Raw genomic sequence first — 4,696 nt, 5'->3', positions numbered from 1 at the left:
TCGCCAGCTCAACGAGAGACCTCGAAAGACCTTGCAATACCAAACCCCAGCAGAGAAATTCGAGGCCTGTGTTGCAGCGACAAGTTGAAACCGCAGGGACTTTCCTGACTTTCACTTGTTGGTGTGCAACTGAACATTTCTGCCCGTTCTTTTCGCCTGTCGCAACTTCAGCTAACGGACAGTTCTGGCCTGAACAGACGAATTATCATCTTCGCACGCCCCCCCCAAAAAAAGGCCTAAAAACCAATTACGGTTTTCCTTCAAAGCGATTGAAAAGAAGGCCCAACTATGAGGCTTCACCAATCGGGTTAGATTGATCGCTGCAGCCTGCGCCACCACTTATGCCGCTCTTTGCAAGCCGCCTGTAGTCCCGTAACTGTTTCGCGAGCTTGATCTTGCGCTTTGCCTTACCTGCTCCAAGGAGCTCGCGAGCGGGCGGACCGTTCAAACCCGCGTCGTCACCCTCAATGAAACCAAACATGCTGTGCAAGCAAATGCGTTCCGTGGCATCAAGCGCATTGAGAACCATCTTGCCGATCAACAGCGACTCCGCTTGAGCACCGTTTGCTTCAACGACTTCATGACCATCCAAGGCAAAGTGCCACCAATCAACTTGCTTTTTGCCCCGCATTTTCCGAATGCCCGGCAAGGTGATCAGACCCTTCGCAGGTACCAGCGCAGGTTCCTTGAAAACATGCTCAAGCTGACCAGCTTCGCCTACCAGGATACGATGCTGCGAAGAGACGACAAGATCGGTGTGAGGGAAATTGACGCCAAGCGCGCCGGCCTTGATCAAAATCGGATAGCTGTTCTCACCGTCAATGGCTTCTTCGTCGGTGTGAATCCAGCGAATCTCCTGAAAGCCATGGTCTGCAGTTGCCACCAAATCTCCGGGTTTCAACGTCTCTACTTTTTTTGCCCCAAAGGGTGTCTTGATGAGTGTGCCGGGGGCAAAGCAGACCGTGGAAAACTCGATTGTCTCAAAGTTCTGGAATGAAATATCCCCAACGGTTCCGCTTTCATCACCAGATGTGATCTGAAACGTTCCAAAGGGGTGCACCGTCCCTGTTCCCGGATCATAGCTGGAGGATAGAAGTTCGCTCAGAGTTGGATCGCCAGGGCCTCCAAAGCTGATTGGTCCCGTTGGCCCAAAATTGGGTGTGAAGACACCAACTGAATTGTCGTCGAGCCCAGAAACTTGCCAATAATCGACGATCCCTTCGACGACGATTGTGTCAGCTTCAGCACTGTCCTCACCCGCGACGATCTCCTCAATGCCAGTGAGCGTATCGGTGGAGCCGTCAACGGTTTTAGTGACAGTGCCTGATCCACTTTGTGGACCAGAGCCATCGATGGACACGTTTATGGTTTCGCCCGGCGCTCCACTTCCTGAATTTGCGTCATATGTGTCCTGGCCCGATCCACCGGCAACTGTGTCGCTACCCTTCGACATGAGAATGGTGTCATCATCATTGCCACCGGAAATCGTATCGTTGCCAACGCCGCCATCGATTGTGTCACTTCCCGCACCTCCCGATAGCAAGTCAGCTGCACCGGGTGTTTCATCTGGATCGATCGGTGTCAGGACTTCCCCGGTAACTGCGTCGACAGAGAGAACACCGCCGGTATTCATAACAATTTCAATTGTCAGCGGTTGTCCGTTTAGGGAAGGATCCGAAAAGCCATCACTTGAAACGGTGAGCGAGTCCAAACGGTCCTCGTCACCAGTATCGCCCGTGTAGGTGCCGATTACTGTCGAACCGGCATAAATGTTGACCGTGAAGTTGGCGCTTCCTTCGTAAGAATCTCCGATATCAAGGCCAAACTGGTACGTGTTGCCATCCTGATAGGTCTGCGAGAGGAGCTGGCTGATCCTGTCTCCATCGTCATAGAGATAGGCCACGTTTTGATCTGTTACCGTGCCCACATCTATGGACGCGGAAGTCGGATTCCAAACCCCTGAATCCGAGCCGTTGATTGTCCAGCCCGACAAAGTTCCATTTATGTAATCGTCTTCACCTACAGCGTCGTCTTCGAAGCTCGCGTTGTTAATCGAAATGCTCTGAGACGTGTATTGTGTGTCATAGGTCCGATCGCCATAGATCAGATCAGCACCACCATTGCCTTCGATGGTATCACTGCCTGAACCACCATAAATTGTGTCCGATCCGGCTCGGCCAAAGATATTGTCGTTTCCTCCCTGCCCATCAATGATGTCAGGGTTGCCATCGGCACCATCTACCATGTCACCATGCGGATCGCCGGTATAGGTTTCATCAATATCATCATCGCCGGCACTGCCCGAAATCACACCGTCACTGGCATAGTTCACCACAACGGATGCGTGTCCGGGGTCCACAGTCATAGTGTGCGTATGCCCGTCAGAGCCAAGATATTCTATCGTGTAGACGCCTGAATTCACCGAGTACGCGGTCGCTCCATCGACGATGAAGCTGTCCTCAGGGCCTTCGCTTTTGATCGTGACGCTGAAATCATCGTCGAACTGGGACAAGTCAAAATTGAACGTGTCCGACTGACCATCCCCTTTGCCCATCTTGGAAATGTCGAGTTCGGTGATGTCGCCGCCATCGGTGAGGAAAACATCTTGGCTACCGGAAATCGATGTTGAGGCGTAATTATCTACCTCAACATAATGAACACCCTTGTAGTCCTGAGAGCCATCGATTGTGACGTAAATTGTTTCAGGCATGGTTCTGCTCCCGCGTCACCATTTCTAGCGGCACAGCGGAAATCTTGCCGTTCTGGACATGTGCCGCATGTTGAAAGTCCACTCCTTCACCAGCAAGACAAAGGACGCCATCCGGATTGTGTGTATCGATCCTATTGAGCATCTCACGGGCTGCGTGGCATGCGTACTTGGTGCAAATATCTGATCGCATTTGGCGGGGCAAAGCACATCCATCCGGCCCATGAAACAAGCAGGACCCCTGTACGTGTTTTTCAGGCAAATACGAAATGTAGTTTAGTGCGACCTCTACCGCCGCTTCCTCATTGATATGAAGTGCGGCGCGCTTTGCAGTCTTTGCGTCGATGAATGCCTTCTGACCCACGGCAAGGGTACAACAGTTGCCCTGACACCCCCTGCATAACGCCTCAAACTCAGCCGGGGGAGTGCCTTCGTTGGCGGTCGGCTGGGCCTCTTCCAAAGGCACACTGCCGAGATCTAGACCTTCGAGGTGCTGAAACAAGGCCAGGACCTTTTCGGGAGCGGGTTCCTGAAGACGCTTGGGTAGGAAGGGAGCATGGCCAACGACCTGAGCCGGAGCATCGGACTTTTCGTTATAGGTCCGCAAAGCGGTCAATGCTGGTTTTTCTGTGGTTCCAGAGCCAATTTCAAAAGCCGCTCCGACGGCAGCGACATGCAAAAATGTCCGGTACTGTTCAGTGTTGGCGCCAGTAGCCTTGCAAAACCCGTTAGCCAGTTCCGAAATACACAGGTTAGTTTCCGACGGGAACAGGCGTACAAGCGCTCTAGCTGATAGCAGCAAATCCCATCCCACAGGCTTGAACTGGCTGTTTTCAAAATCAATGCCGAACAGCTTTCCGTCGCGCGCAACCATCAGGTTTGACAGCGCCCCATCATTTTTTGACAGAACAACCTTGTCGTAAGTAAAGGCGCGTAGGAAGTCAGAGCTCGAACGGACGCTGAAAGAGTTGTGAAGCTTGCGGTAATGGTGAAGGTAGCGATCCCAATTCCCTGTTACCTGCTTGAACGGAGCGGCTTTAGCAAAATCGCCCAGCCACTCGCCAATGGCAAAGCACATATGATCGAGAGACTTCCGGTCAATTACATCGCGGACGTTTTCACCGTCAATGTGCTCGACAGCCAGAAAGCCTGCCTCGTCCGAGAAAAATTCCAGATTAGGCACCAACCCTGACGGTGCGTGAACACGCAGCGCATCTCGTTCTCGCAGGTAGCTTGCACGAGCTTTCGGATTGTCGACGGGAAAGTGCTTCACGACACAAATTTCGCCAGCATATAAAAACTTCAGCGTTGTCGAATGCGAAGAACGTGCCAGCACAGACACGGCCATATGACTGCCGATCAAGTCGGGGACAAGTTGTTTTGCAATGGTTCCACCATGCAAACCAACAAAATCCCGAGGATCTGGTCCGGTGTTGTTTTTATCTTCCATGCAGTTAACGATCCTCTCCCAAAGCTTCAGACACGGACACACGGATACTCGCAACGAATACACATAAGAACTTGCGTATCTCATTTGTTCGGGGCTGGGCGACAATGGGGCCATTTAGCGACTATTATTCACAAGCTGAGATTGGAAGTCGTCGCACACTCAGGAAATTGTTTGCTGCGATCATAAGAACCCCCGCGTTGTCCCTTTGCGATGGATGCCGTAGCATCTGCTAACGGGTAGTTTGGGCTCTTCGCCGTCATCTGATTCTTTTAGTCAGGATTCCTGAGGATTAATGGCCGCTTCTAGTAAATGCGAACGTTCACTTCGCGGCTGCAGAGAATGGCTGGTTCCCGCCCTTCGCGATGGATTCTGGGGCATTGACCAAGGCCAACCCTGGGCTGGAAGCCGTCTTCCAAGCTTTTTGATCAACGTCAGCTTTCGGTCTGCGGTTTCAACTTGTCGCTGCAACACAGGCCTCGAATTTCTCTGCTGGGGTTTGGTATTGCAAGGTCTTTCGAGGTCTCTCGTTGAGCTGGCGA

2 protein-coding genes are annotated in these 4,696 nt (G+C 52.3%); both read right to left on the bottom strand.

Annotated features, from left to right (window positions below):
• Positions 1-286: 286 nt before the first annotated feature.
• Positions 287-2,710 carry a Hint domain-containing protein gene (locus CLV88_RS22750; RefSeq protein WP_106610696.1) on the bottom strand — a complete coding sequence of 808 codons (2,424 nt, stop codon included), beginning with the start codon at positions 2,708-2,710 and terminating at the stop codon, positions 287-289.
• The gene (locus CLV88_RS22745) at positions 2,703-4,157 is read right to left on the bottom strand and encodes a protein kinase family protein (RefSeq protein ID WP_106610695.1); all 1,455 of its coding nucleotides are present in this window, start codon (positions 4,155-4,157) and stop codon (positions 2,703-2,705) included. Before CLV88_RS22745 ends, CLV88_RS22750 begins: the two co-directional genes overlap by 8 nt.
• Positions 4,158-4,696 lie beyond the last annotated feature (539 nt).

Origin of the sequence: Shimia abyssi (assembly GCF_003014475.1) — a bacterium.
GTDB lineage: Bacteria > Pseudomonadota > Alphaproteobacteria > Rhodobacterales > Rhodobacteraceae > Shimia > Shimia abyssi.
Note: the sequence above shows the minus strand (reverse complement) of the source record. Positions and strands in the feature narration are given on the sequence as shown.